This window comes from Nocardioides sp. Root140 (assembly GCF_001426745.1).
GTDB lineage: Bacteria > Actinomycetota > Actinomycetes > Propionibacteriales > Nocardioidaceae > Nocardioides.
The window spans coordinates 1,321,513-1,348,167 of sequence record NZ_LMFI01000001.1 but is presented as its reverse complement, the minus strand read 5'-3'; the positions used below and the strand labels follow the sequence as shown (position 1 = coordinate 1,348,167).

General features: G+C 69.5%; 17 protein-coding genes. 9 read left to right on the top strand and 8 right to left on the bottom strand.

Annotated features, from left to right (window positions below; all coding sequences use genetic code 11):
• Positions 1-396: 396 nt before the first annotated feature.
• On the bottom strand, positions 397-1,164 hold the full coding sequence (locus tag ASD30_RS06520; protein WP_056678467.1) for an acyl-CoA thioester hydrolase/BAAT C-terminal domain-containing protein: 768 nt from the start codon (positions 1,162-1,164) through the stop codon (positions 397-399).
• A gap of 34 nt (positions 1,165-1,198) precedes the next feature.
• On the opposite strand from ASD30_RS06520, the gene ASD30_RS06515 reads away from it, so the two are divergent.
• The 5 genes from ASD30_RS06515 (at position 1,199) to ASD30_RS06495 (ending at position 6,630) form a co-directional block, all read left to right on the top strand.
• Positions 1,199-2,008 carry a thymidylate synthase gene (locus ASD30_RS06515; protein WP_056678465.1) on the top strand — a complete coding sequence of 270 codons (810 nt, stop codon included), beginning with the start codon at positions 1,199-1,201 and terminating at the stop codon, positions 2,006-2,008.
• A 49-nt stretch (positions 2,009-2,057) separates the two neighbouring features.
• Positions 2,058-2,987 (top strand): dihydrofolate reductase, encoded by a 930-nt coding sequence (locus ASD30_RS27440; RefSeq protein ID WP_082563588.1) that lies wholly within the window; start codon positions 2,058-2,060, stop codon positions 2,985-2,987.
• Between the two features lie 41 nt (positions 2,988-3,028).
• Complete coding sequence (locus ASD30_RS06505; protein ID WP_056678462.1) at positions 3,029-3,952, top strand: LLM class F420-dependent oxidoreductase; 924 nt, start codon at positions 3,029-3,031, stop codon at positions 3,950-3,952.
• A 79-nt stretch (positions 3,953-4,031) separates the two neighbouring features.
• Positions 4,032-4,931 carry a 4-hydroxy-tetrahydrodipicolinate synthase gene (dapA, locus tag ASD30_RS06500; protein ID WP_056678459.1) on the top strand — a complete coding sequence of 300 codons (900 nt, stop codon included), beginning with the start codon at positions 4,032-4,034 and terminating at the stop codon, positions 4,929-4,931.
• A 10-nt stretch (positions 4,932-4,941) separates the two neighbouring features.
• On the top strand, positions 4,942-6,630 hold the full coding sequence (locus ASD30_RS06495) for a ribonuclease J (RefSeq protein ID WP_056678455.1): 1,689 nt from the start codon (positions 4,942-4,944) through the stop codon (positions 6,628-6,630).
• Positions 6,631-6,718: 88 nt separating this feature from the next.
• On the opposite strand, the gene ASD30_RS06490 is transcribed toward ASD30_RS06495, so the two are convergent.
• The 5 genes from ASD30_RS06490 to ASD30_RS06470 form a co-directional block, all read right to left on the bottom strand.
• On the bottom strand, positions 6,719-7,156 hold the full coding sequence (locus tag ASD30_RS06490; protein WP_056678449.1) for a GNAT family N-acetyltransferase: 438 nt from the start codon (positions 7,154-7,156) through the stop codon (positions 6,719-6,721).
• Positions 7,153-7,956 carry a class I SAM-dependent methyltransferase gene (locus ASD30_RS06485; RefSeq protein WP_056678446.1) on the bottom strand — a complete coding sequence of 268 codons (804 nt, stop codon included), beginning with the start codon at positions 7,954-7,956 and terminating at the stop codon, positions 7,153-7,155. The genes ASD30_RS06490 and ASD30_RS06485 overlap by 4 nt, the downstream gene beginning before the upstream one ends.
• An 81-nt stretch (positions 7,957-8,037) precedes the next feature.
• Positions 8,038-11,460 carry a thiol reductant ABC exporter subunit CydD gene (gene cydD, locus ASD30_RS06480; RefSeq protein WP_056678443.1) on the bottom strand — a complete coding sequence of 1,141 codons (3,423 nt, stop codon included), beginning with the start codon at positions 11,458-11,460 and terminating at the stop codon, positions 8,038-8,040.
• Positions 11,457-12,476: a cytochrome d ubiquinol oxidase subunit II gene (gene cydB, locus ASD30_RS06475; protein ID WP_056678439.1), complete on the bottom strand. Its 1,020-nt coding sequence runs from the start codon at positions 12,474-12,476 to the stop codon at positions 11,457-11,459. Before cydB ends, cydD begins: the two co-directional genes overlap by 4 nt.
• A gap of 9 nt (positions 12,477-12,485) precedes the next feature.
• A complete protein-coding gene (locus ASD30_RS06470; RefSeq protein ID WP_056678435.1) occupies positions 12,486-13,955 on the bottom strand; it encodes a cytochrome ubiquinol oxidase subunit I in 1,470 nt (489 codons plus the stop codon).
• Between the two features lie 83 nt (positions 13,956-14,038).
• Here ASD30_RS06470 and ASD30_RS06465 point away from each other — a divergent pair, with 83 nt between their 5' ends.
• Both ASD30_RS06465 and ASD30_RS06460 read left to right on the top strand, forming a co-directional pair.
• The gene (locus tag ASD30_RS06465; RefSeq protein WP_082563587.1) at positions 14,039-14,503 is read left to right on the top strand and encodes a BlaI/MecI/CopY family transcriptional regulator; all 465 of its coding nucleotides are present in this window, start codon (positions 14,039-14,041) and stop codon (positions 14,501-14,503) included.
• A gap of 1 nt (position 14,504) precedes the next feature.
• Positions 14,505-15,401: a M56 family metallopeptidase gene (locus ASD30_RS06460; RefSeq protein WP_056678428.1), complete on the top strand. Its 897-nt coding sequence runs from the start codon at positions 14,505-14,507 to the stop codon at positions 15,399-15,401.
• Between the two features lie 67 nt (positions 15,402-15,468).
• Here ASD30_RS06460 and ASD30_RS06455 read toward each other — a convergent pair whose 3' ends face one another.
• Positions 15,469-18,858 (bottom strand): Ig-like domain repeat protein, encoded by a 3,390-nt coding sequence (locus ASD30_RS06455; RefSeq protein WP_156393521.1) that lies wholly within the window; start codon positions 18,856-18,858, stop codon positions 15,469-15,471.
• A 228-nt stretch (positions 18,859-19,086) separates the two neighbouring features.
• Positions 19,087-21,939 (bottom strand): M4 family metallopeptidase, encoded by a 2,853-nt coding sequence (locus tag ASD30_RS27830; protein WP_056678423.1) that lies wholly within the window; start codon positions 21,937-21,939, stop codon positions 19,087-19,089.
• A 168-nt stretch (positions 21,940-22,107) separates the two neighbouring features.
• Here ASD30_RS27830 and ASD30_RS06445 point away from each other — a divergent pair, with 168 nt between their 5' ends.
• Positions 22,108-24,684 (top strand): DNA translocase FtsK, encoded by a 2,577-nt coding sequence (locus tag ASD30_RS06445; protein ID WP_082563586.1) that lies wholly within the window; start codon positions 22,108-22,110, stop codon positions 24,682-24,684.
• 26 nt (positions 24,685-24,710) lie between these two features.
• Positions 24,711-26,564 (top strand): helix-turn-helix domain-containing protein, encoded by a 1,854-nt coding sequence (locus ASD30_RS27420; protein WP_056678417.1) that lies wholly within the window; start codon positions 24,711-24,713, stop codon positions 26,562-26,564.
• Positions 26,565-26,655: the final 91 nt, after the last annotated feature.

Here is a 26,655-nt window from a genome sequence, read left to right as displayed (position 1 = left end):
AGGGAAGTTAAAGTGCAGAAATAGGTGAAGGGCCCTCGCAAGTATGAGTTGCAAGGGCCCTTCGTTTGACCGGTACCGGTGACGCAAACCGATCGACAGTCCTTTGTGTCCGGCCCCAGTGACTTCGTCACCCAGTCACTGCGTCGAGTTGCCCCGACGTGTGAACCTTGCTTCCGGACTGTCCCGCTCTTCCCGGAGGAAGTGCGTAGGCACAGTTCTATGTCGTGTGACCCGCGCCACGCAAGGGTTTCCGGGAACATTCCCTTGGTTCTACAGGTAATGCGCGTGTCGTCCACAGAAGCGGTGTGGGTTGTCCACAGATTCCCGACGTCCCTCCACAGGCAGCCTGTCGGCTGCGGTCGAACTCACGACGGGTCGGCACGAACCGGCGACTGGTCAGCGGGCCAGGGCCAGCAGTGCGTCGAGGACCTGCTCGCCGTGCTCGCGCTCGGCGGCGGTGGTGCCACCGGGCGGCAGGTCGGCCCGCGGGAGGGGTGCGACCTCCCCGGGGAGTACGACGCGGTGGCCGGCCTTCGGGTGGAAGACGTACGTCGTGTCCTGGCCGTGCCGGGACCGGCGCGAGACGATCTCCTCGCAGAACCGGCTCGCCGGCCAGACCCGGTCGTCCCCTCCGGCAGCGACGAGCACGTCGGCGTCGATCTTCTCGACCGGGATGGTGACCTCGTCACGCTGCCCGTTCAGCTCGGCCAGGCTGGCCTCGTGCAGGGCACACGTGTCGGCGAGGTCGCGTCCGGCCTGCTCGACGTACGGCACCCCGGGCAGGGGTTCGCCGTGCCAGGTCCACTTGGCATCGTGCACCGGCCGGTCATCGACCATGTCCGAGGTCTCCCACACGACGGAGGTGGGAGAGAGCGCCACGACAGCGGAGATGCGGATGTCGCGGATCGCCAGCAGCAGTGCGGCCTCCGCGCCGAACGACGTACCCAGGACGCCGATGCGCCGGGCCTGCCCGGCGAGCCGGTCGAGCGGCTCCCGGAAGGTCTCCAGGGGGATGCGGCGGGGTGTGGCGGGCTGGCCGGGGCCGCCGAACCACTGGACCGGTTCGGCGGCGATGCCGTGGGAGCGGAGCACCTCGCACCGCTGCGTCTCGAGACGTCCGGAGGATCCGGAAAGGACCAGTAGTCCGAGTTCGGTGTGGGTCACCCATCCATGGAAGCACGCGTCGTAGGCTGCAGGCGTGCAGGCATACCTCGATCTGGTCCAACGTGTCCTCGACGACGGCGTCGAGAAGGACGACCGCACCGGCACCGGCACTCGCAGCGTCTTCGGGCACCAGATGCGCTTCGACCTCTCCGCCGGCTTCCCGATGGTGACCACGAAGAAGATCCACACCCGTTCGGTGTTCGCCGAGCTGCTGTGGTTCCTGCGTGGCGACACCAACGTGAAGTGGCTCCAGGACCGCGGCGTCACGATCTGGGACGAGTGGGCCGACGACAACGGTGACCTCGGTCCGGTCTACGGCTACCAGTGGCGCTCCTGGCCCACGCCCGACGGCCACCACGTCGACCAGATCAAGCAGGTCATCGACCAGATCCGCACCAACCCCGACTCCCGCCGCCACATCGTCTCCGCGTGGAACGTCGCCGACATCCCCGAGATGGCGCTGGCGCCGTGCCACACGATGTTCCAGTTCTACGTCGCCCCTCAGGACGACGGGCCGGGCCGGCTGAGCTGCCAGCTCTACCAGCGCAGCGCCGACGTCTTCCTGGGCGTGCCGTTCAACATCGCCTCCTACGCCCTCCTCACCCACATGGTGGCCCAGGTGGCCGGGCTCGAGGTCGGCGACTTCGTGCACACCCTCGGCGACGCGCACCTCTACTCCAACCACCTCGACCAGGCCCGCCTGCAGCTGACCCGCGAGCCGCGCGCGCTGCCGACGCTGCACCTCGACCGCTCGGTGACCGAGATCGACGGGTTCGACCTCGACCACATCTCGATCGAGGGCTACGACCCGCACCCGGGCATCAAGGCCCCCATCGCCGTATGACGCGACGTCACCCTCGCCGAGCAGCTCACACACGAGCCGTGGATTCTTGATGCGCGAACCGGCAGTTCTTGATGCGCCAACCGTGGATCCTTGCGGTGCCGACCGGCGCGTGGTCATGGTGGCGGCGTACGCCGGCAACCGGGTGATCGGCAACAAGGGCGAGATCCCGTGGCGCATCCCCGAGGACTTCGCGCACTTCAAGCGGGTCACCCTCGGCCACACCCTGGTGATGGGGCGGGCGACGTACGACTCGATCGGCCGGCCACTGCCGGGGCGTACGACGATCGTGGTCACCCGCGATCGTGACTGGACCGCCGGCGAGTACGCCGACCAGGTGCTGGTCGCGCACTCGCTCGAGGAAGCCCTGGCCCTGGCCGCCGGCCAACCCGGCCACACCGTGATCGCAGGCGGCACCCAGATCTACGAGCAGGCGATGCCGCTGGCCACCCATCAGGTGCTCACCGAGATCGACCTCGAGCCCGAGGGCGACGCACACTTCCCCGACTTCGACCCGGGCGAGTGGGCCGAGAAGGAGCGGGTCCCCGGACCCGGGCTCGACTGGGTCTGGTGGGAACGCATCGCTCCTCCGCCCACGATCGAGGTGGCGGCGGTCGCCTTCGTCCGGAACCGGCAGGTGCTCACCGTCCGCAAGCGCGGCACCGACAGGTTCATGCTGGTGGGCGGCAAGTTCGAGCCGGGGGAGGCGCCGATTGATGCCGCCCGTCGTGAGGCGGAGGAGGAGGTCGGACTCCGGCCCGGCGAGCTGCTTCCGCTCGGCAGCTTTCTCGCGCTGGCCGCCAACGAGCCCGGTCACCTTGTGCAGTCCGACGCGTTCCTGACCACGCCTGACGCCGAACCGGTGATCGCCTCCGAGATCGAGGAGATGCGCTGGATGGGCCTCGACGACGCGTACGACGACCTCGCGCCGCTGCTGGAGCACCACGTGCTGCCGTTGCTGCGCGAACGCTTCCCGGCCTGAGCGCGCCACGTCCGTTGGGGCACGCATGACAGGGTGAACGCATGGAACTCCGTGTCTTCACCGAACCCCAGCAGGGCGCGACGTACGACGACCTCCTGAAGGTCGCCCTGGCCGCAGAGCGACTCGGCTTCGGAGCGTTCTTCCGCTCGGACCACTACCTCGGCATGGGCACCGAGGGCCTGCCCGGGTCCACCGACGCGTGGACCACGCTGGCCGGCCTCGCCCGCGAGACCACGACCATCCGGCTCGGCACCCTGATGACGTCGGCGACGTTCCGGCACCCCGGCCCGTTGGCGGTCCAGGTGGCGCAGGTCGACCAGATGAGCCGAGGGCGGGTCGAGCTCGGCATCGGTGCCGGCTGGTTCGAGGCCGAGCACTCGGCGTACGGCATTCCGTTCCCGTCGACGAAGGAGCGGTTCGACCGCTTCGAGGAACAGCTGGCGATCATCACCGGCCTGTGGGCGACGCCCGTGGGGGAGCGGTTCTCGTACGACGGCGCCACCTGGCCGATCACCGACTCCCCGGCGCTGCCCAAGCCCGCGCAGGCGAAGCCGCCGGTGCTGATCGGCGGCCTCGGCAAGCGTCGTACGCCGGAGCTGGCCGCGCGCTACGCCGACGAGTTCAACCTGCCGTTCGTCGACGAGGAGACCACCGCGACCCAGTTCGGCCGCGTCCGGGCAGCGTGCGAGGCGATCGACCGCGACCCCGCTTCGCTGCATTGGTCCAACGCGCTGGTGCTCTGCGTGGGCCGCGACGAGGCCGAGATCAAGCGCCGGGCCGAGGCGATCGGTCGCGAGCCCGACGAGCTCCGTGAGAACGGCCTGGCCGGCACGCCTGACGAGGCGATCGCCAAGATCAAGCGCTTCGAGGCGCTCGGCGCGGAGCGGATCTACCTGCAGGTGCTGGACCTGGCCGACCTCGACCACCTGGAGGTCGTGGCCGCCGAGGTCATGCCGCACGTCTGAGGTCTCGGAGACCAGCCTCACGTCCCATGGCGGTCGGGTCGTGCGTGGAGTCCGGGCCGGGGAGCGATAGCCTGTCCCCATGACCTCCGCTGCCCCCGACGCGCCCTTCGGTCGCGTGCTCACCGCGATGGCCACTGCGTTCCACGACGACGACTCCGTCGACTTCGAGGGCACCCAGAAGATCGCCAAGCACCTGGTCGACAACGGCCACGACGGCATCGTGGTCTCCGGCACCACCGGCGAGTCGCCGACGACCACGGTCGAGGAGGACGGCCACATCCTGGCGGCGGTCCGTGACGCGGTCGGAGCCGACATCAAGCTGGTGGCGGGCGTCGGCACCAACACCACCGTGCACTCGATCGAGCTGGCCAAGCAGGCCGAGAAGAACGGCGCCGACGGCCTGTTGCTGGTCACCCCCTACTACAACAAGCCGTCCCAGAAGGGCGTGCTGCACCACTTCACGCAGGTGGCCACGGCCACCGACGTGCCGGTGATGCTGTACGACGTCCCGGGTCGCACCGCCACCCAGATTGCCCTCGAAACCTATGCTGAGGCGATCAAGATCAAGTCGGTCATCGCGGTGAAGGACGCGGTCGGTGACTTCGCACGCGGCGTACGCCTGCGCGAGCTCGGCTACGCGGTCTACTCCGGCGACGACATCGCCAACCTCGGCTGGTTGGCCCATGGCGCCGTCGGCGTCGTCTCGGTCGTCGCTCACGCTGCCGGCAACGAGACCAGGGCCCTGGTCGACGCCTACCTGGCCGGCGACACGGCTGAGGCCCTCACCATCTTCACGCGCCTGCTCCCCGCGATCGACGCCGTCATGGGCGTCCCCAACTACGGAGCGACCACCGCCAAGGCAGCACTTCAGCTGCTCGGCGTCATCGACAACCGGCATGTCCGCAGCCCCCTCGTCGAACTCGACGACGACGAAGTCGCCGCACTTCGCACCGGGCTCGCGGCCTCCGGTCTCATCTGAGGAGCACCCTTTGAGCCATCCGCACCCCGAGCTCTCCGCACCGCACGACCTGCCGGAGGGTGGACTGCGGATCACCCCGCTGGGCGGCCTCGGCGAGGTCGGACGCAACATGACGGTCTTCGAGTACGACGGCCGCCTGTTGATCGTCGACTGTGGCGTCCTGTTCCCCGAGGACCACCACCCCGGCGTCGACCTGATCCTGCCCGACTTCGAGTCCATCCGTGACCGCCTCGACCAGGTCGAGGCGCTCGTGCTGACCCATGGCCACGAGGACCACATCGGTGCCACGCCGTACCTCCTCCGCGAACGCGGCGACATCCCGCTGGTCGGCTCCGAGCTGACCCTGGCGCTGCTCGGCTCGAAGCTGCGCGAGCACCGCCTCCGCGAGACGGTGCACCACGTGGTCAAGGAGGGCGACACGATCACCTTCGGGCCCTTCGACCTCGAGTTCGTCGCGGTCAACCACTCCATCCCCGACGCGCTCGCCGTGGCGATCCGCACCGGCGCCGGCCTCGTGCTGCACACCGGCGACTTCAAGATGGACCAGCTGCCGCTCGACGGCCGGATCACCGACCTCAACGCGTTCGCCCGGCTCGGTGACGAGGGCGTCGACCTCTTCATGACCGACTCGACCAACGCCGAGGTGCCCGGCTTCACGACGACCGAGAAGAGCATCGGGCCGGTGCTCGACAGCGTCTTCCACAAGTCGCGCGACCAGCGCATCATCGTGGCATGCTTCGCCTCCCACATCCACCGGGTGCAGCAGGTGCTCGACGCCGCGGTGGCCCACGGCCGCAAGGTCGCGTACGTCGGCCGCTCGATGGTGCGCAACATGGCGATCGCCAAGGAGCTCGGCTACCTCAAGGTGCCGCCGGGTGTGATCGTCGACGCCAAGGAGCTGGCCGACCTCGCACCGCACAAGCAGGTGCTGATCTCGACCGGCTCCCAGGGCGAACCGCTGAGTGCCCTGTCGCGGATCGCCCAGCGCAACCACAACTTCGTGCACATCGAGGAGGGCGACACCGTCGTCCTGGCCTCGTCGCTGATCCCCGGCAACGAGAACGCTGTCTACCGGGTGATCAACGGACTCGCCCGGTGGGGCGCCAACGTCGTGCACAAGGGCAACGCCCTCGTCCACGTCAGCGGCCACGCCAGCGCCGGCGAGCTGCTCTACTGCTACAACATCGTGAAGCCGAAGAACGTGCTGCCGATCCACGGCGAGATCCGGCACATGCGCGCCAACGCCGCCCTGGCCCGTGAGACCGGCGTCGAGAACGTCGTCATCGCCGAGGACGGCGTCGTGGTCGACCTGATCGACGGCAAGGCCGAGATCGCCGGCAAGGTGCCGTGCGGCTACGTCTTCGTCGACGGCACGTCGGTGGGCGACATCACCGAGTCGTCGCTCAAGGACCGCCGCATCCTCGGCGAGGAGGGCTTCATCTCGGTGATCGTGGTCGTCGACTCGCAGTCCGGCAAGGTGGTCAGCGGCCCCGAGATCCACGCGCGTGGCTTCGCCGAGGACGACTCGACGTTCGACGCGATCAAGAAGCCGATCATCGACGCGCTCGACAAGGCGATGGCCGAGGGCGTCAACGACAGCCACCAGCTGCAGCAGTCGATCCGCCGGGTCATCGGACGTTGGGTGAGCAACAAGCACCGCCGCCGTCCGATGATCGTCCCGGTCGTCATCGAGGCCTGACCCGCGTCGTCAGGACGTCCTGCGTCGTGGTTGCCCCGGGAGCCGCAACGCAGGACGTCCCGAGCTCCGTCCTGCGTTTCGCCCTGGGTCAGAGCGCGCGCTGGTAGCGGATGAACCCGCGGTTCTCGGCCACCTTGTCGTAGAGCAGCCGCGCCGTCGCGTTGGTCTCGTGGGTGTGCCAGTAGAGCTTGGCGCAGCCGTGCGCGGAGGCCCACGCGGCGACCGCCTCGATCAGCGCCCGCGCCACACCCTTGCCGCGTACGTCGGAGGCGGTGAAGAGGTCCTTGAGGTAGCAGACGTCGTCACCCCAGGTGTCGGCGTGGGTGAGGAAGTGCGTGATGCCGACCAGCCGTCCGTCGATCCGCGCACCGAGGGCATGCAAGGTGTCGTCCGCGGCGAACGCCTCCCAGTTGCGGTCGTAGACCTGCTGGGGCAACGCCGACTCGTAGAACTCGAGGTAGCCGGTGAACAGGGACTCCCACTGGACGCGGTCTCCCGCCTCCAGGGGTCCGACGGTGACGCTCATGCCTTCTCTCCTTCGGCCAGCAGAGCGGTTGCGGGAAACACCAGGTCGTCGCCGTCGAGCAGGTCGCGGCTGAGGTCGTCGTACGACGCGCGCAAGCGGGCACGCGCCTCGTCAGGTTGTGACTGCACGGTCCTGCCGATGACGCCGATGCCGGCCTCGATCCCGCGCCAGAAGTCGTCGGGGTGGATTCGCCAGCGGATCGCGACCTCGGTGACGGAGGCATCGGCCAGGCCGGCGTCGTCGCAGAGCGCGGCGACGCCTTCAGGGGAGCGCTCGAAGTCGAGGTGCGGCGGCAACATGTCGGAGGGCGGGGGAGTCACCCCTGCCTCCGCCAGCACACGGGCGAACAGCTCGGCCTGGGCCGTGGGGTGCGAGGGCCACACGGTGAAGAGCACCCGGCCGCCGGGTCGCGCGACGCGCGCCAGCTCCGCCACTCCGGCGCGCGGATCGCCCACGTGGTTGATCACGAAGTTGGCGATCACGACGTCGAACAGCCCGGTCCGGAACGGCAACTCCGGCAGCCCGGCACGAATCAGGTCGGTGCCGTCGGGCAGGGCGTCCCGTGCGATCGCCAGCATGTCCGCGTCCGGCTCCGTGGCGGTCAGCCGGACGCCGGTCTCGACGAGCCGGGCCGACAACAGGCCGGTGCCTGCTCCCACCTCGAGCACGTCGCAGGCACCTGGGACGGCCGCGCGCTCGAGGACGGACGGGATGGTGCCGGCGCAGTAGTGCGCGAACGTGTCGGCGTAGGCGCCGGCCAGGCCGGACCAGTGGCGGGATCCGCGGGTGTCGGTGGTCATCGGCGCCACCCTAGTGCCCTCCAGCGGTGGCCCTGCGTCGTTCAACGGCACTGTCACGACGCTGGGCCACCGCTGGAGCGCTCAGCCGGCCACCCCGACGGGCGCCTCGGCCGCATCGCCCAACCGCACGACGTGGTCCATCGCGTCGAGGCCCACGGTGTCGTGGGTGATCCAGACCAGGCTGCGGCCGGTGTTGGCGGCCAGCAGGTCGGCGGCCACGGCCCGTGCGGTCGCGGTGTCGAGGTGAGCCGTCGGCTCGTCGAGCACCAGCACGTCGCGGCGGGCGAGGACCGCACGGGCCAGGCCGATCCGGGCGCGCTCGCCACCGGAGACCTCGACCCCGCTGTCACCGATGCGGGTGTGCAGGCCGTCGGGGAGGGTGTCGATCCAGTCGCCCAGGTGGGCCGCGCGCAGGGCCAGCTCGACCTCCAGGTCAGTGGCTGCCGGCTCGGCCAGGCGCACGTTCTCGACGACCGTGGACCCGAACAGGTACGGATCGTCGTCCAGCAGGCCGACCACCCGGCGTACGTCGTCCCCGGCGAGGTCGGCGACTCGGACCCCGTCGATCGTGTGCGTGCCGGCGGTGACCGGCAGCAGCTTCATCAGCGCGAGGGCCAGGGTCGACTTGCCGGAGCCCGAGGGGCCGGTGACGCCGACCAGTGCACCGGGTGGGAGGTCGAGGGACAGGTGTCGTACGGCGTCCACGCCCTCCTGCCAGGAGATCGAGGCGTCGGCGAGGGTGATGGTGTGCGGCGACTGCGGAAGTGGCGCGGCGACCTCGGGGTCGGCGACGGCCGGCGGCGTGGCGGTGAGTGCTGCGAGGCGCTGCTCGGCGGCCCGGGTGCGCACCCAGAGCGCCCCGGCGTCGGCCAGCGGCGACGTCACCTCGGCGAGCGCCAGGGGGAGGAGCATGAGCAGGGCCAGCATCGGGCTGCTCAGCCGGCCCTCGGCCATCGCCGGGGAACCCACGACGGCCACGGCCACCGTGCCGAGACCGGCGCTGAGCAGGGCGATCGAGCGGCCGGATGCCACGCCAGTGGCGCTGGCCCTTGAGTGCCGGTCGAGGTGCCTCGCGGCACGGTCGACGTGGTCCAGGGTCGTCGTGCCTGCACCCCAGAGCACGAGCTGCCGAGCCGAGCCGACCACGTCGGACGCGCGACGGCCTACGTCGGCGCGCGCCTCGACGAAGCCTGGCTCGTGCCGTCTGGCACCGGCCCAGCCGATGACGAGTGCGCCGGTGCCACCGATGAGTGCCACGGCCAGCACCGGCGCCACGGCGCGTGGCAGCACGACCCAGGTGAGCATCCCGGACAACGCCGAGACACCCAGCCAGGTGGCCAGAGGCAGACGGACCCGGAGCAGGTGGTCGAGGCGCGCGTCGACGTCGTCGACGACCCCGGTGAGCACGTCGCCGTGTCGGCCCAGTCGGCCGGGGACGAGCGGGATGAGCTGCTCGAAGATGCTGGCCCTCCTGGTGGCCAGGGTGCGTAGGGCGAGGTCGTGGCCCAGCAGGCGCTCGACGTAGCGCAGGGCCGGACGGGCCAGGCCGAACGTGCGGACTCCGACGATCGCGACGGTCAGCATCAGGACCGGCGGCTGCTCGGCGCTGCGGGCGATCAGCCAGCCGGCCGTGGCGGTCAACGCGACACCGGACGCCGCGGCCAGCGTGGCCAGGACGACCACGAGCGCCCACCTGAGCGCAGTGGGCACGGGGATGCGTGTGGACCAGCCGGCAGCCTCGGCCGGAGCAACGGGCTCGACGGGCCCGGCGGGTTCGACCCCCGACGAGACGCGTCGACGTGTCGCCAGTTCGCATCGACCCGTCGCCAGTTCGGCCGCCCTCACTCGACCGAGCGGCCCGAGGTCGATGACCTGGTCGGCAATGTCGACCACCGCATCCTTGTGCGCGACGACGATCACCGTGCTGGTCTCGGCAAGCAGACGGATCACGTCGAGCATCGTGCGCTCGGTGTGCGCGTCAAGATGCGCGGTCGGTTCGTCGAGCACGACGTACGGCCGCGCAGCGAGGACCACCCGGGCCAGCCCGAGCCGCGCGCGCTGTCCGGCGGAGAGCCCGAGGCCCTCCTCGCCGAGCCGTGTCCCGAGTCCGTCGGGCAGGTCCGCGACGAACTCTGCGAGGTCGACGGCGGCGAGTGCGGCGTACAGGTCTGCGTCGCTGGCCTCGGGCCGGCCGATGCGCAGGTTGGCCGAGATCGTGTCGGCGAACAGCCACGGGCGCTGTGGCAGGTGGGCGACGCGACCGCGCCACGCCGTACGGTCGACCGCCGACAGGTCGTCGGCGCCGACCCGCACCATGCCACCGGAGAGTGGCAGTTCGCCGAGCAGCGCCTGCACCAGCGTGCTCTTGCCGCAGCCCGAGGGCCCGACGATCGCGGTGATCGTTCCCGGCAGCAGGCGGGCGGTCAGGCCGCGCACGATCGGGTCGTGGTCGGGCCAGGCCAGCGCGACCTCGTCGAGCCGGATGGTCCGGGGCGAGCCATCAAGAATTGCCGGTTCGGGCATCAAGAATCCACGGTTCGCGGCACAAGAATTGACGGTTCGTGTGAGAGAGGAGATGGCGTCGAAGGTGGCGGTGCCCTCGGCGGCGGCGTGGTACTCGGCGCCGACGCGACGCAGCGGCCAGTAGGCCTCCGGCGCCAGGAGGAGTACGACGAGCGCGGTCCGGAGGTCCATCGACCCACCGGCGAGACGCAGCCCGACGCTGACGGCGACCAGCGCCACCGAGATGGTCGCGATCAGCTCGAGGGCGGCCGACGAGGTGAAGGCCAGCTTGAGCGTGTCTGCCGAGGTGCGCCGGTAGCGCTCGGTCACGGCGCGGATCTGCGGCACCTGTGCGGAGGCCCGGCGGTGCGCGACCAGCGTGGGCAGTCCGCGCACCACGTCGAGGAAGTGACCGGCAAGGGTGCCCAGCGCCTGCCACTGCCGGTCGGCCCTGTCGCGGGTGGTGAGACCGATCAGGATCGCGAAGACCGGGAGCAGCGGCAGGGTGAGCAGCACGATCAGCGCGCTGAGCAGGTCCTGCGTGGCGATGGCGGCAAGGGTCAGCACCGGCAGCACGGCGGCCAGCACCAAGGCCGGCAGGTAGCGGGTGAGGTAGGGCTCGACGGCGCTCACGCCGCGGGTGGCCAGGGTGGTGAGCTCGCCGCGACGTCGCCGGCCGAGATCACTCGGCGACAGGCGCAGGGTCGCCTCGAGGACCAGGCGCCGCAACCGGTTGCCCACCCGACCGGCGGCCCGGCTCGCCGCCGTGTCGACCAGCAGGCCGACGACGGCTCGGGCGGTCGTGATGCCCGCGAACCACCAGGCAGCCCGGTGCCAACCCTCACCCGACGGGGAGGCGAGGACCCCGGCGACCAGGGCGGCACCCGCGAACGCCTGCGCCACGACGAGGGCGCCGCCGAGCGCACTGGCACCCACGACCACCGCCAGCGGCAGCCGGGCCGGACGCAGGTGGGGCAGGACCCGCGGATCGAGTGGCCTCACGACGCGGCCGCCTCGGGAGCCGGTGTCGGGATGTGGTGCACCGCGATCCGCTTGCGGAACACCCAGTAGCTCCACGCCTGGTAGCCGATCACCAGCGGCGTGAACATCACCGCGACCCACGTCATCACCTTCAGGGTGTACGCCGTGGCCGCCGCGTTCGTCGACGTGAGGGAGAACGCGGCGTCGGTGCTCGAGGGCATCACGTCGGGGAAGAGCGCCAGGAACAATCCGGTCACCGCGAGGCCGATGGTGACGAAGGTGCCCGTGAACGCCCAGCCCTCGCGGCCGCGAGCCGCCGCCACCAGTGCCGCCAGCAACGTGAGGGCCGCGACGGCGAAGGCGACCGCGCTGCCCGTCGTACCGCTCAACGACTGGGCCCAGAGCATGAACACGACGGCGACGACGGCTGCGCCCGCACCGAGGCGGCAGGCGAGCGCCCGCGCCCGGTGCCGGATCTCGCCGTCGGTCTTGAGCGCCACGAACATCGCGCCGTGGGTCAGGAAGAGCAGGGTGGTGGTCAACCCGCCGAGAAGGCCGAACGGGTTGAGCAGGGTCAGCACGGATCCGGTGAACTCGTGGTCGGCGTCCAGCGGCACACCGCGCAGGATGTTCGCGAACGCGACACCCCACACGAATGCCGGCACCAGCGAGCCGTAGATGATCGCCCGGTCCCAGTTGGCCTTCCACTGCGCCTCCGGCCGCTTGTGGCGGTACTCGAAGGCCAGTCCGCGCACGATCAGCGCCACGAGAATCACCAGCAGGGGCAGGTAGAACCCGCTGAACATCGTCGCGTACCACTCCGGGAACGCGGCAAACGTGGCGCCGCCGGCGACCAGCACCCACACCTCGTTGCCGTCCCAGACCGGGCCGATCGTGTTGATCATGACCCGGCGCTCGGTGTCGTTGCGGGCCAGCACCGGCAGCAGCATGCCAACGCCGAAGTCGAAGCCCTCGAGGGTGAAGTAGCCGAGCCACAGGACGGCGATCAGGATGAACCAGACGGTGGTGAGTTCCATGGTCGTCTCCTAGTAGGCGAACGTCAGGGGTGCGTCGTCGTCGGAGCCGTCGGAACCGCTCGACGGTCCGCGCAGGCTCGGGTCCGGTGGCTCGACGAACGGCTCGGCGCCGGCCTTGGCGTACTTGACCAGCAACCCGAACTCGATCACCGCCAGCACTGCGTAGAGCGAGGTCAGCACGATCACCGAGGTCAGCGCCTCGCCGACCGAGACACCGGGGGAGACCGCGTTGTCGACGGTCATCAACCCGTAGACCACCCAGGGCTGGCGGCCCATCTCGGTGAAGATCCAGCCGAAGGAGTTGCCGAAGACGGCCAGGAACGGCAGCGACAGCGCAAGCACGCCCCACCACTTCGAACGCGGACGTCGTCCGCCACGCATGACCCAGAGCAGCAGGGCGGCGCCGGCGGCAGCCGACATGCCGAGCCCGATCATGAAGCGGAACGACCAGTAGGTCACCGGGATCACCGGCACGTAGTCCTCCGGGTGGTAGTACGTCGCACCGGGGTCGGTGCCGTATTGCTCGGCGTACTTCTCGCGCAGCGGGTTGATCCCCTCGACCTTGCCGTCGAACGTGCCGGTGCCGAGGAACGAGAGCAGGCAGGGCACGGTGACCGCGAACTTCTCGTGGCGGCCGTCCGGCGTACCGACGGTGAAGACCGAGAACGGCGCGCACGACTCGGAGGTCTCGTAGAGCCCCTCGGCGGCGGCCATCTTCATCGGCTGCACCTCGGTCATCACCTTGCCCTGCAGGTCGCCGGTGATCGCCACGCCGACCCCGGCGACGAGGACGATCCACGCACTGATGCGCGCGCCCGTGAGGTAGACCGGCCGGTCCTCGTCCGGCGTACGGCGGCGCAGGTAGAGCCACGCGGAGATGCCCAGCACGAACGCGCCACCGGTCAGGTAGCAGGCGGTGATCACGTGCGGGAACGCGACCACCTGGACCTTGTTGAACATCACCGCCCAGAAGTCGGTGAGCTCCGCGCGACCCGTTTCGGGGTTGTAGGTGTGGCCGACCGGGTGCTGCATCCACGAGTTGGCGGCCAGGATGAAGTACGACGACAGCAGGGTGCCGATGTGCACGATCCACATGCAGGCGGCGTGCATCCAGCGGGGGAGCTTGTCCCAGCCGAAGATCCACAGGCCAAGGAACGTCGACTCCAGGAAGAAGGCGAGCAGTCCCTCGATGGCCAGGAACGAGCCGAACACGTCACCGACGAAGCGCGAGTAGTCCGACCAGTTCATCCCGAACTGGAACTCCTGGACGATGCCGGTCACGACGCCGATCGCGAAGTTGATCAGGAAGAGCTTGCCGAAGAACTTCGTCAGCCGCAGGTACGTCGGGTTGTTCGTGCGGATCCACATCGTCTCGAAGATCGCGATCATCGCGGAGAGACCGATCGTGATCGGCACGAACAGGAAGTGGTAGACGGTGATGATTCCGAACTGCCAGCGTGCGATGTCGACGACGTCCATGCGGGTGACTCCCTGTTCTACGACAACGAGTAGTAGGTACTACCGAGCGTAGTACGCCTGGCGCCGTAGGTACAATCGATTCCATGCCCGCAGCGAAACGACGCGCCGTCGCCCGCCCCACGTCCGGCGAACCCTCACGCCAGCGCCAGGCCTCCCGGCCGTCTTCACGGTTGGGTGACCTCGAGCGTGCGGTGATGGAGGTGCTGTGGTCGCGACCCGAGCAGGAGTCGTGCACCGTGCGCGAGGTGCACGCCGAGCTCGCCGGCACTCGCGACATCGCCTACACGACCGTGATGACCGTGCTCGACCGGCTGGCCAAGAAGGACGTCGTGCACCAGGAGCGTGACGGTCGGGCCTACCGCTACCGCGCTGCCGCGTCCCGGGGCAGCATGACTGCCGAGCTGATGCGCGAGACGCTCACCGACTTCGGCCGTGACAGCCGCCAGTCCGCGCTCGTCGCCTTCGTCGAGGAGGCCAGCGCCGACGACATCGCGGCCCTCAAGCAGGCCCTGGCCGAGCTCTCGCGGGTCGACCCGGCCGACTCCTGACATGACCACCCTGGTCCTGGGTGCCCTGGCCGTGCTCCTCGCCGGCCCGGTGCCCTCGCTGATGGCTCGGTGGCACGTGCTGCGTCGCACGCCGCGGGCCGCGATGCTGCTGTGGCAGAGCGTCGCGCTCGGCGCGGTCCTCGCGGCGGTCGGTGCCGGGCTCTCCCTGGTCACCGACCACGCGTGGCGCCAGGAGCCGAGCGTGTTCGGCTTCGTCGTCGCCGGAGTCGCGCTGACCCTCACGGTCATCGTCGTCGGCCGACTGCTGCTCAGCGGACATCAGGTCGGTACGACGCTGCGCGCCCTGCGCCGGCGGCACCGCAGGCAGCTCGACCTGCTGTCGTACGACGGCCCGGGGGCGCGTGTCCTCGAGCACGACGTGCCGGTGGCCTACTGCGTGCCGGGCATGAACGGCGCCCGGGTCGTGGTCTCGGCCGGGGCGCTCGATCGCCTCGAGACCGGCGAGGTGGAGGCGGTGCTGGCCCACGAGCGCGCCCACCTCCGGGCCCGGCACGACCTGGTGCTGGAGGCGTTCAGCGTGCTGCATCGCGCCTTCCCTCGCTGGGTCTCGAGCGAGGCGGCGCTGGCCGAGGTGCAGCTGCTGGCCGAGGTGCTCGCCGATCGTGCGGCGGCCCGGGTCTCCGGTGCCATGCCGTTGGCCCGTGCGTTGGTCGCCCTCGCCGAGGGGCGTGCCCCTGCGGCGGCTCTCGGTGCGTCGGGAGTTGCAGTCGGCGGGAGCTCCGCGGCGAGTGGTTCGAGCCTGGTCACCAGGGTCACGTTGCTGCGCGACGTGGGGGAGCACCGCTTCCAGGCCACGTTGCTCGTGGTGGCCGCGTCCGGCGTGCTCGCCCTGCCGACCGCGTTCGTCGTCGTCCCGTGGTTCAACTCCCTCGCCTGAAATGCCACGTGGCCCCGCCGGACGAATCCGGCGGGGCCACGCGCCAATGCGTCAGGCCGTCATGCGGTCATCGAGTGACCGTGATGACGAAGGCCCTTGCGCCGGCCGCCACGGTCGCCGAACCGGCGTACTTGGCGGTCAGCTTGTTCTTGCCGATCACGAGCTTGGAGCCCGCGACCCTGATCGTCGCCCTTCCGGAGCTCAGCGTGGCCGAGCCGAGCACCTTGGCACCCTTGACGATCGTGACCTTGCCCGTCGGCGAGACACCGGCGGCCTTGACCGTCACCGTGACGGTGCTGGTCTGGGCCTTCCGGATGGTCGACGGCTTGGCCGTCGCGCTGACCACGCCCGTGGCCTTGGCCACCGTCACGTCCAGGGTTGCCGTCGACTCGCTGAAGTTGTCGTCACCGGAGTAGGTGACGGTCAGCGTGTGCTTGCCGACCGACAGGGTCTTGGGCAGGGCGATCGATGCGGCGGCGATGCCGTTGAGCGTGGCGGTGCCGAGCTCGGTGTCGCCCTCGGTGACGGTGACGTCACCGGTGGGGATGTCGTCGCCGATCGAGGTGACGTTGACCTTCACCGAAGCCGCCGTGCCGTACTTCGGCTTGGCCGGCGAGACGGTCGCGGTGATGTCCGCGGCGATCTCGCAGGTGAGCACCTTGATGTCGTCGACGTACCAGCCGTCGACGCCGCCGCAGCCGTCGCGGCCGATCGCGAACTGGAGCTTGACCGAGTCGCCGGCCGAGACACCGGCCGCGGCCAGGTCGATCTGCGACTCGCCCCAGCTGCCGAACGGCGTGCCCGGGTCGGTGCCGGTGAAGCCCGGCTCGCCGGCCAGCGGGTTCGTGTTCTGCTCAGCCACCGTGGAGATCTGCAGGGGACCGTTGAAGGTGAACGCGTCGGCCGGAACCGGCACGAACTCCCCGTCGTTGACACTGATCCGCACGTTGCCGCCGTCGAAGCCGGTCTCCGTCGCGATGTAGTGCTCGAAGGTCATCCGCGGCGCCGAGGCGTCGTCCGGAATCGCGATCGCGTCACTCGTCATGTAGTTCGCACTGGAGATGTCGTTGTCGGCGCAGTCGCCCTGGTCGGGGGTGTTGCCCTTGGCCACCGAGCCGGTGTGGTCACCGCGGTACTCCGAGGTGGTCGCCCAGTCGGCCGGGTCCGGGTAGGGCCCGTTGACGGACTCGCCGGAGAGGGTCCAGCCGTCCATGCCCGACTCGAAGTCCTCGGAGAAGATCTCCTGGGTCTCGAAGCCCTCGCCACACACGGCCGGGGCGTTCGGGTCGAGCAGGGGCTGCCAGCCGCACTGCTCGGTCGGGTCGAGGCGGAACTCGACGGCCTTGGTCATCGCCGCGACCTGTGCGCAGTCGTCGGCGGTGATCTTGTCGTAGTTGACCGTCGAGTCGTTCTCCCGCGTCGAGAGCTTCTTGATCGCCTTGTTGGTCAGGTCGGCGCAGGAGGCCTCGAGCGAGTTGGCGTGGTCGGTGAAGTTGCTCACCGGGGTCTGGTAGACGGTCATCGCCTGGTAGTAGATGGCTGCTGCCTTGTCGAGGCCGAGGCCCTTGACCGTGGTGCCGTTGTAGGTGCCACCGTCGACCAGCAGCGCGTAGCCGTGGTTCACGACGCCCGAGTTGCCGTGGACGCCACCGTTGTCGTCGGTCGAGCAGTGGTACTCGGCGTCGGACACCTTGCCGGGGTCACCGGCGCAGGTCGGCATCCACATGTCGCGGATCGCGCCACCGAAGGCGGTCGACTTCTCACCGACCAGCCAGCGGTAGGACTCGTTGGTCTCGGCCGAGCCGGAGAGGCGGATCGTGCCGTTGACCGGACCGGTTGCACCGCTGATGCGGTTGGCGTCGTCGTGCGAGATGCCGATGACCGGGATCTCGAGGGGTTCCTCTAGTCCGCCACCGGGACCGAACGGGCCGCCACCGGGCGAGTTGCCGATGATGACGCCAGCAGCACCGGCGTCCAGGGCGTTCTGTGCCTTCTGGGTGAACGCGCAGGTGCCGCGGTAGACGAGGGCGAACTTGCCCGACACATCGGCCGCGTTGGTCAGCGACGAGCACCCGTCGTTGGTCGCAGGCCCTTCGGGGTTGGCCTCGTCAGTGGCAACAACGATGTCGTTCGTGAACCCGGTGGTGTCCGGAACGGCTGCCCAGGCTGCCGGACCGGCGAGGCAGATCTTCTTGACGTCGGCCGGGCTGTTGATCACCAGTTGGACGGCGCGCGGACCGTTCTCGGCGCAGAGGCCGACGGTGCGGTGCTTGGTGAGGTCGCCCTCGCCCTCGTCCTCACGGTTGTTGATCAGGTCGACGGTCTCGCCCCAGATGTCGGAGTAGCCCTCGTTGAGCGCACCGGACTGCCACTGGTAGATCAGGCCGTGGGTGTACTCGGTGTAGGCGTGGCCCCACTCGTGGGACACGACGTCGTCGGACGTGACGCCGTCGCAGTAGTTGGTGGTGATGCCATTCCAGTTGGCGTTCGGGCACGCGATGGCGGGGTCGTTGTTGATCGTGCGCATCGTCGCGCCGTTGCCGTCGTAGGAGTCGCGGCCGAAGGAGTTCTTGAAGAACCAGTAGGACTCGCCGGTGGAGCGGACGAGGTTCTCCTGGTCGGTGTTCAACGTGCCGGGGAGGTCGTCGCCTTCCTTCCAGACCAGGGTGAGGTCGCGGTTCGCGTCGGCTTCGTAGAGCTCGCGGTCCAGGGCGTTGTCGACCGTGGAGTAGCGGTTGACGACCTTGCCGGTGTCGGCGTTGAGGAAGACCATGTCGCGCACGTTCTTCTCGTTGGTGACCTCGACCTGGTAGACCAGCTGGCTCTTGCCCTTGACGCCCTGCACCAGGCCGCTTCGGTAGACGAGCAGCGTGGCGGCCTTGGCCTTCACACCCGTGGTGTTCGACTTGCCATCGGACGTCGGCGGCTGCGCCTTGACCAGGGTGACCGCGCGCTTGCCTGCCTCTGCCTCGGTGATCTTGGGGGTCACCGAGAGGTTGAGGTCGGGCACTGCCTCGCCGTTCACGCTGGTGAGGTCGCCACCCTTGTCGACGAACGCCCGGACCAGGGTGCCGAACACGGGCACACCCTTGTACTCCTGGACGTAGGCCACGCTCGTGCCGAGGTCGTTCTTGGCGATGCTGTCGCGGACCAGCTGGCCACGCGGGGCACCGAACGCCTCGGCGTACTTGTCGAGGTAGGCGTCGGCCTTCACGGCCGGTGTGCCGTTCTGGGTCGGCATGAGGTCGCCGCCGCGAGCGGCCCGGACGAAGCCGACCTTGCCGGTGGCGTCTTCAGCGCTGATCTTGGTGGAACCGTCAGCGGTGCTGCGCATCTGCTGGACCAGGGACTTGTCGTCCTGGGCCGGCACGGGTGAGGCGGTGGCGCTGAGCCCTGGGACCGCGGCCAGGCCAGCCCCGACGACGGCTAGGGCGATGCCCTGCCTGAGGAACTTCACGATGGTGCCCTCCAATAGTCATTCCGAGGTCAGGGCGGGGGTGTGCCCATGACCTGCGTCACACTAGAAGTTGTGGCTACCAAGGTCTAGAGCGCACAGAAGATTCCGCATAACGGGTTGGTCACCGTTGAATCTCCCGGACGCCGGACGCTCCCTCCTTCGGCTCGACACAGCGGGGCCCCCGACGGAAGAGGTCCGGCGGGGGCCCGCTGTGCTGGAGAGGGTGTGTCAGTCGGTCCTCCCGGTGGCCGGCTTGATGCCCTTCTGGACCTGGCACAGGGTCACTCGGACGTCGTCGACGTACCAACCGTCGATCCCGCCACAACCGTCGCGGCCGATGTCGAAGCGGATCTGGAACGACCCACCCTTGATCTTCAGCGCCGCCAGGTTGATCTGGGACTGGCCCCAGGACCCGTTCACCACGCCACCGTCGGTGCCGGTGAACCCGTCTTCACCGGCCAGCGGGTTGGTGTTCCCGGCCTCGGCGGTCGCCAGCGTGCTCGGCGCGTTGAACACGTACGCCGACGCGGGGACGACCTTCCAGGCCTTCTTGCCGACCCGGTACTTCACGTTGCCGCCGTCGAAGCCGGTCTCCGTGGCCACGTAGTGGTCGAAGGACAGCTTCTGCCCCGCGAGCTTGCCCTTCGGCAGCGTGATCACCGGGCTGATGATCGAGTCGCGCGTCGAGAAGTCCTGCGCCGACCCGTCGCACTGGCCGCGGTCGTCGGCCACGCCGTACGCCGCGGTGCCGGTGTGGTCAGGTGCCTCGGTGGTGGCCTCCCACGGAGCTCCCGTGGCACCCGGGTAGACCACCTCGGAGTCGGTGTCCCATCCGGCCAGTCCGTCCTCGAAGTCCTCCGACCAGACCGTCACCGTCTCCGCGTCCGCGCCGCACAGCGACGGGGCGTTCGGGTCGAGCAGCGGCTGGAAGTTGCACTGGACCGGCTCCTCGCGGAGCTCGACCGCGGAGGCGACCTGGTCGAACGTGGCGCAGTCGGTCGCGGAGATCACCTGGTCGGACACCGCGGTGGTGTCCGGGTCCGTGCTGAGCTCGTTGATCGGCTGGCCGACCAGGTCGGTGCAGGCCTGGGCCAACGAGTCGGCGTGGTCGGTGAAGTCGGTGGCGGGTGTCTGGTACTCGGCCATGGCGCGGAAGTACACCGCGGCGGCCTTGGTGAGGCCGATTCCGGTCACGCTCACTCCGTTGTACTCGCCACCGTCGACCGTCAGTGCGTAGGCGTGGTTCGGCACACCCGAGTTGCTGTGCACCCCGCCGCCGTCGTCGGTCGCGCAGTAGTACTGCGCGTCAGAGACCTTGCCGGGGTCGCCGTAACAGGTGGGGGACCACATGTCACGGATCGCGCCGCCGAAGGCCGGGCTGTCCTCGCCCATGAGCCAGCGGAAGGAGTCCGAGCGCTCGTCCTGGGCGAGAGACATGGTCACGTTGACCGGGCCGTTGGCCAGGCCGCCCTTGATGATGTTGCCGTCGCTGAGCCGGATGCGCACCGACGGGATCGTGATGGTGTCGTCGACACCGGACATGCCCGACGGTGCTGCCTCCACGTTGTCGGCCACCAGGACACCGGTGGCACCGGCGACCTGGGCGTTCTTGACCTTGATGGTGAACGCGCAGCCGCCTCGGTCGACGAGCGCGATCTTGCCGGCGACGGCGGAGGCGTTGCTCAGCGGGGAGCAGGCGTCGGTCGTCGACGGGCCGGGAGCAGCAGTGTCGTCCAGACCGACCACGACGTCACCGGTGATGCCGGCCTCGGTCAGCTCGGGACCGAACGCCGCCGGCCCGGCCTCGCAGACCTTCGCGATCTCCGCAGGGGAGTTGATCGTCACGACGGTCGGCAGGGGAGAGTGGGTGGAGCACATGTTGTCGGGACGCTTGGTGTCGATGTCGCCCTCGTCCTCGTCCATGCGGTTGTTGATCAGGTCGACGGTCTCGCCCCAGATGTCGGAGTAGGACTCGTTGAGGGCGCCGGGCTGCCACTGGTAGATGAGGCCGTGGGTGTACTCGGTGTAGGCGTGGCCCCACTCGTGGGCGACCACGTCGTCGGAGGTCACCCCGTTGCAGTAGTTGGTGGTGGTGCCGTTCCAGTTGGCGTTCGGGCACGAGATGCGGGGGTCGTTGTTGACGATCTCCATCTTGTGCCCCGCCGCGTCGTAGGAGTCGCGGTTGAAGCCGTTCCTGAAGAACCAGTAGGCCTCACCGGTCGCGTCGACGATGTTCTTCTGGTCCTCGTTGAGGGAGCCCGGGTAGGGATCACCCTCCTGCCACACCTGCGAGGCGGGCGCGTAGCTCTGCTCGTAGACGTGGCGCTCGAGTCCGTCGTGCACCATCGAGTAGCGGTTGACGAGCTTGTCGGTGTTCGCGTCGACGAAGACCATGTCGCGGATGTTCGCCCCGTTGGAGACCTCCACGACGTAGGCGAGGACGTTGCTGCCGTCGGCGCCGCGGGTCGAGCCGGTGCGGTAGACGACCAGGTCCGTGCTGACTGCCTTGACGCCCGCCGTGTCGGCCTTCTCCCCGCCATGGGCGGGCGGGTCGGCCTTGACCGCGGCCACGGCGCGTTGACCTGCCTTGCCGGCACTCAGGCGCGGAGTCACGGACAGGTCGAGGCCGGGGGCGGCGAAGCCGTTGACCGAGGTGAGGTCGCCCTGCTTGTCGAGGTGGGCGCGCACCATGGATCCGAAGACGTCGAGCCCCTTGTAGCGCTGGGCATAGGAGACCGTGGTGCCGTAGCGGTTGCGCACCACCTGCGTCTGCACCAGCTGGTCGCTGGTGGCGCCGAACGCGGGTGCGTACTTGTCGAGGTACGCACGCGACTTGTCGGTTGCCTTGACATCGGTGGAGGGCAGCAGGTCGCCCGTGCGGGCCACCCTGACGAAGCCGACCCTCCCGGTTGACGTCTCCTTGGTGAAGCTGACTCGCCCGTCGGCTTCATCCTTCATCTTCTGGACCATCGAGCGGTCGTCGACTGTCGGAGCGGGGGATGCGCTCGCGCTCAGCCCGGGTAGCGCGGCGAGGCCGGCTCCCGCGACGGCCAGGGCGAGGCCCTGCCTGAGGAACTTCACTGTGGTGCCCTCCAGTTCGAGGTCGGGGTCACGACTGGGGGTGTGTCGTGACCCACGTCACACTAAGAGGTTGGAGCCTGTCGGTCCAGAGTTGGGCGGGAGTCGAATCGTGCGACACGCATCCTGTTATCCATGTGACTGGAGTGGCGATCGCCTAGAGTCCTGAGCATGGCGACCCGTACGTCTTCCCCGCCGGGTTCGCGGAGCAAGAGCACGTCTGCAAGGACTGGCTCGAGCACCCGGACCCGGAGTGCCGGCAGCCAGGCCAAACGAAAGCCGACCCCGAAGCGCAAGCCCTCCACGGCGAAGCGCCCGGCACCTCGAGCAGTTCGCAACGGACCTGGCCCCATCTCGCGCGCCTTCGTGGCGATCGGCGGTGCCGTCGCGGCCGTGTGGCTGGGCATCGCCCACGCCCTCGGTGCGACCGCGCGCTCGATCGGCCGCAGTGCCCGCGACCTCGAACCGGAGCAGCGCCGTGACGGCGCCGGCCTGTTCCTCTTCGGGCTCGCCGTGGTCGTCGCGGCCGGGGTCTGGTGGCAGCTCCCGGGTGGCGTCATGGACGGCGTGCGTACGGCGGTCGCCGGATCGGTCGGCAAGCTCGCCTGGTTCGTGCCGCTGCTCCTGGTCTACGTCGGCTGGCGCAACATGCGCGACCCCGAGCAGAACGGACCCGTCGGTCGCCAGCTGATCGGCTGGGCCGCCCTGTCCTTCGGCGTGCTCGGCATCGTGCACATCGCCAACGGCAGTCCGCGTCCGGTCATGGGCGACACCGAGCGCCTCCAGCAGGCCGGCGGAGCCATCGGGTTCGTGATCTCCAGTCTCTTGCTGGACCTGCTGCGTTCACCGTTCGTCGTCGTACCCCTTCTTGTGCTGCTGGCGCTCTTCGGTGTGCTGGTCATCGCGGCGACGCCGGTCTACCAGATCCCCGCCAGGCTGGCCGAGGCGCGCGACCGCATGCTCGGTCGCAACCGCCCGGAGCCCGACTCCGACGGCGAGCCGGCCACGGAGCCGATCCGCAAGCGTCGCGGCAAGTCCGCCACCGACGAGATCGACCCCGAGATGGGCGACCCGGCTTACGACTCCCCGGTCCTGGAGGACCGCGAGGTCAAGAAGCGTCGGCGCAAGCTCGACGCCCTCGACGTGGCCCAGCAGGACGACGAGCCCACCCCGATCCCGTTCGACGAGCCGACAGAGGAGCCTGCCCCCAAGGGAGACCTCGAGCCCCCGCCGCACGCCCAGCTGCCGGCCCGGGTCGAGCAGCTGGCCCTCTCCGGCGACGTGACCTACTCGCTGCCCAGCAGCGACGACCTCAAGCCGGGCTCCGTGCACAAGGCGAAGTCGAAGGCCTCCGACGCGGTGGTCGACCGGCTCACCCAGGTGCTCGACGAGTTCGGAATCGACGCGCAGGTGACCGGCTACATGCGTGGCCCGACCGTGACGCGCTACGAGGTCGAGCTCGGGCCCGGCATCAAGGTCGAGAAGGTCACCGCGCTGTCGAAGAACATCGCCTACGCCGTGGCGTCGGCCGACGTCCGGATCCTCAGCCCGATCCCCGGCAAGTCCGCGATCGGTGTCGAGATCCCCAACGTGGACAAGGAGATCGTCTCCCTCGGCGACGTGCTCCGCTCCAACACGGCGCGCAGCGACCACCACCCGATGGTGGTCGGGCTCGGCAAGGACGTCGAGGGCGGCTTCGTCGTCGCCAACCTCGCGAAGATGCCGCACCTCCTGGTCGCCGGTGCCACCGGTTCCGGAAAGTCGTCGTTCATCAACTCGATGATCACCTCGCTGATGATGCGGGCCACGCCCGACGAGGTGCGCATGATCATGGTCGACCCGAAGCGGGTCGAGCTGAACGCCTACGAAGGCATTCCGCACCTGATCACGCCGATCATCACGAACCCCAAGAAGGCCGCCGAGGCGCTCCAGTGGGTCGTGCGCGAGATGGACATGCGCTACGACGACCTGGCCAACTTCGGCTTCCGCCACGTCGACGACTTCAACAAGGCGGTCCGTGCCGGCAAGGTCGAGGTGCCGCCGGGCAGCGAGCGCGTGCTGACGCCGTACCCCTACCTGTGCGTGATCGTCGACGAGCTCGCCGACCTGATGATGGTCGCCCCGCGTGACGTCGAGGACGCCATCGTCCGCATCACCCAGCTGGCCCGTGCGGCGGGCATCCACCTGATCCTCGCCACCCAGCGGCCCTCGGTCGACGTGGTCACCGGCCTGATCAAGGCGAACGTCCCGTCCCGCCTGGCGTTCGCGACCTCGTCGCTCTCCGACAGTCGGGTCATCCTCGACCAGCCGGGCGCCGAGAAGCTGGTCGGCCAGGGTGACGGGCTCTTCCTGCCGATGGGCGCCAGCAAGGCCGTGCGTGTGCAGGGCTCCTGGGTCACCGAGGCCGAGGTCGCCGCGGTCGTCTCACACGTGAAGCAGCAGCTGGAGCCGTCGTACCGCGAGGACGTCACGGCGCCGGCGCAGAGCAAGCGCGACCTGGACGACGACATCGGCGACGACCTCGATCTCGTCGTGCAGGCCGTGGAGCTGGTGGTCTCGACGCAGTTCGGGTCCACCTCGATGCTGCAACGCAAGCTGCGGGTCGGCTTCGCCAAGGCGGGTCGCCTGATGGACATCATGGAGAGTCGCGGCGTGGTCGGTCCCAGCGAGGGATCCAAGGCCCGCGACGTGCTGGTCAAGCCGGATGAGATCGACGGAGTCATCGCGACCCTGCAGGGGGAGATGTGAGCGCAGTAGAAAGGTTCGCCACCGACGTGGACGACACCACCGGCAGCGTCTTGGGGGCCGCCCCCGACGTGGTCGAGGTGCGGCGCAACGGCGGCCTGGCGGCACTGATCGGTGCAGTCGCCTCGGCCGTCGCGATCGCCTACCTCGGACGTGCCGTGCAGACCGGCGCGACCCTCGACTGGGTGATCTTCGCCGTGATGGCACTGGTCGGCGGCGTGTGGCTGCACGCCTTCGTCGACGCCCGCACGCCCTTGATGGTCGCCGACAGCCAAGGCGTCCGGCTCCGGCTGGGCAAGGCCTGGCGCGGGCTGCCCTGGGGCGCCCTCGCGGCCATCGAGCACACACCGCGCCGTGGACTGCTGCGCGACGGCAAGCTCGTGCTGGTGCCGCACAACCCCGAGCGGGTGCGTGCCGAGCTCGACGGTCCCGGCCGCCGGCAGAGCCTGATCAGCGAGAAGCTGTATGGCGCACCTCTCGCCCTGCCCCTGGGGCTCACGACCCGGGTCCCCGGACTCACCGAAAACCTCACCACGGCGCTGCGCCAGCTCGCCGGGGGAGCGACCCGCGTGGTCGAGCCCGAGCCCGTCGTCGAGGACGTCGAGGACGAGCTCGACGGCTCCGACGAGTCTCCGGTCGAGGCGGCAGACGAACAGACCGAAGACCACGCCGACCTCTCGTCGTACGACGAGACCCCCGAGGTCGCACTCGAGAACGAGGCCGACCAAGACGACGACACCGACCGGGAGCCGCTCGGTTCCCGCATGGCCACGGCATTCGGCGCCTTCAAGGCAGGACTGGCCGACCGGGTCGCGGGGCGTCGTGAGGCGCGTGTCGACGACGACGCACCGTTCGACGACGAGGAGCTGACCCAGCCCCTGGTTGCCAGCGCCACCCCGTCCCCGCTGCGTGACCCGGCCCCAGTGGCCCGCGTCGAGATCCGTAGCAACCCCGGGCTCAACGGGCTGAGGGTCGACGGCGCCACCGCGCGTGACACCGCTGACGACGAGACGACCGGCGAGCTGCCCGAGGGGCGGGAGCTCCGACGCCAGGGCAGTGTGCCGCTGGTCGAGGAGAACAGTGTCTGGGGTGACCGGGTGCGCCCGATCGCCACGATGAAGCACAACATCGAGCCACTGGTGATCGACGACTTCACAGTCGAGCCGGCCGTGGAGCCGGTCATCGGCCCCGAGATCACCGCGGCCCGCACCCGCATCGGCCTGACCGTCGACGCACTGGCCGAACGCACCCGCATCCGGCCACACGTCATCGAGTCCATCGAGGTCGACGACTTCGTGCCGTGTGGTGGCGACTTCTACGCGCGGGGCCACCTCCGCACCCTGTCCCGTGTCCTGGGGCTCGAGGTGGCGCCGCTGCTCACTGCCTACGACGAGCGCTACGCCAACGCCCCGATCAACCCGCGCAAGGTGTTCGAGGCGGACCTCGCGACCGGCTCGAGCGGTGGCATCCGGTCCACCAGGGGCGGGCCGAACTGGTCGATCCTGATCGCGGCGATCATGACGCTCGTGCTGGCCTGGTCGATCGCCCGGCTGATCATGGACACCCCGGTCGAGCTGCAGAGCCCGGCCCCGATCCTGAACGGCTCCGACGGCCCCAACCAGACCGCTCCGACCGTCGAGAACGTGACGCTCAAGGTGACCGCCGACGGGTCGGCCCACCTGAAGGTGCGCAACGGCAAGGGCAAGGTCATCTTCGATGACGACGTGGTCTACGGCGACGTGCACCGCATCGACGTGCTCGCGCCGGTGCGGGTCGAGGCCTCCGACGGCGGAGCGATCGACGTCGAGATCGACGGCAAGGAACGCGGTGCCCTGGGTCCGGACGGCAAGGCCACCAACAAGACCTATCGCGTCCAGAACTGATCAACTTCTGGACATATTGCCTCGACGGCGCGGCAGTTGCTGTTGCGCCGTCGAGGGTCTGGGGCAGGATGAAGCCGTGAGTCAGGAAACT